The following is a 1,607-nucleotide window of genomic DNA, read 5'->3' as shown; positions in this document are numbered from 1 at the left end:
CTGCGTATCCAAATCTATACGGACAATGGAGGCGACGGGCAGAAATTCAAGGTCCGGCCTCTATCGGACGGCAGCTATCAGATGGAACCCAAGTGCGCTCCCGGTAAGGTAATTACAAACTATGGGGGAGGAACCGCAGGAGGGGAAAATCCGGCCCTCTGGCCTATCAATGGGGAGCATGTGGACCAGTGCTGGTACTTTGAGCCGGCGGACACGGGAGCATCCCGGTCAGCTGAACCCCAGGATGGGAAAACCTACTACATCCGCGCCCGGCATTCGGGGCAGATGCTGGACGTGCCAAACGGAACCGAGGCAAACGGAACCGGAATTATCCAGCATTATCTCCACGACGGGAAAAACCAGCGGTTCCGGCTAGAGGCAGTGCCGGGTGAAGACGGGTACTTCTATCTGGTGACCGGCTACAATGATAACAAGGTGCTGGGGATTGCCGCTGACGGGGTGTGGGTCCAGTTGCAGGACAAGGCGGATACGGATATGCAGAAGTTCCGGTTTGAAAAGAACGAAACGACCGGGGCGTACCGGATCCATGTAAAATCATCCGGCGCGGTAATAGATGTGACCGATGTGTCCTATGGGAGGGATGCGTCCATCAATGTGTCGCCGGTAAACGGCGGAGCCAACCAGGAATGGATTCTCGACGAGATCTCGGATATCCTAGAGTCCTCAGCCGAGTACAACAGTGACGGAAGCCTGGTCACCAAGGTCACCGACACAAGAGGGAATTCCACCACCTATGCGTATGAAGGGAATCCAGGGCTGGTCACCAAGGCGACGGACGCAAAGGGGAACGCCACCACCTACACCTACGACCCCAACACGGACGCGGTGACTTCCGTATCCGCCGGGGGCGTCACCAACCGCTACACCTATGAGGACGACCGGATCAAAACCATCACGCACAACGGCTTTGATTACAGTTTTCTCTACGACTCCTTCGGGAACACCACCGCCACCAAGGTGGGAAGCCAGACGCTGCTGTCGAACACGTACGGCCCCTTCAACGGTCTGTTGCAGTCGAGCACCTACGGAAACGGCAAGACGGTGGGCTATGCCTACGACCGGTACGACCGGCTCGTAGAGAAGAGCTTTGACGGCTCTGCCGCCTTCCGGTACCAGTACGACGCCAGAGGAGCCCTCTTCCAGCATGAAGATCTCTTGAACAACGTTACCACCCGGTATGACTATGACCTGATCAACCGCTTAACCGGGATGCGCACCAGCCACGGCCAGGAGCTGTCGGTGCGCTACGACGACAAGAACCGTGTGGACTTTAACCTGAGCAAGGTTCTGGGCGTTACCACCAAGACCCAATATCTCTACGGGGACACGGCCCTCAAGCAAAAGCCCGGGCTCATTTACGGGGTGAAGGTCGACGGCAGCCAAATTCTAAGCTATGGCTACGACGATCTATCCAGGCTCTCCACCCGCACCCTGAACACCACCACGCCTTTTGTCACCCGGTATGAGTATCTGGAAGGCGCCCTGCCCAATTCCACTACCACCCTTGTCAAATCGGTGCAAAACGGGAATGATACCCTGGCCTATACCTATGACGAGCTGGGGAACATTACGGAAATCCAAAAGAA

General features: G+C 56.6%; 1 protein-coding gene. It reads left to right on the top strand.

What is annotated here, in order from left to right; genetic code table 11:
• On the top strand, positions 1-1,607 hold a 1,607-nt coding region (locus WMO26_RS13490), incomplete at both ends, for an RICIN domain-containing protein (RefSeq protein WP_349221145.1).

Origin of the sequence: Solibaculum intestinale (assembly GCF_040096205.1) — a bacterium.
Classification (GTDB): domain Bacteria; phylum Bacillota; class Clostridia; order Oscillospirales; family Acutalibacteraceae; genus Solibaculum_A; species Solibaculum_A intestinale.
The sequence above is the reverse complement of the archived record's forward strand: the minus strand, read 5'-3'. Positions and strand labels throughout refer to the sequence as shown.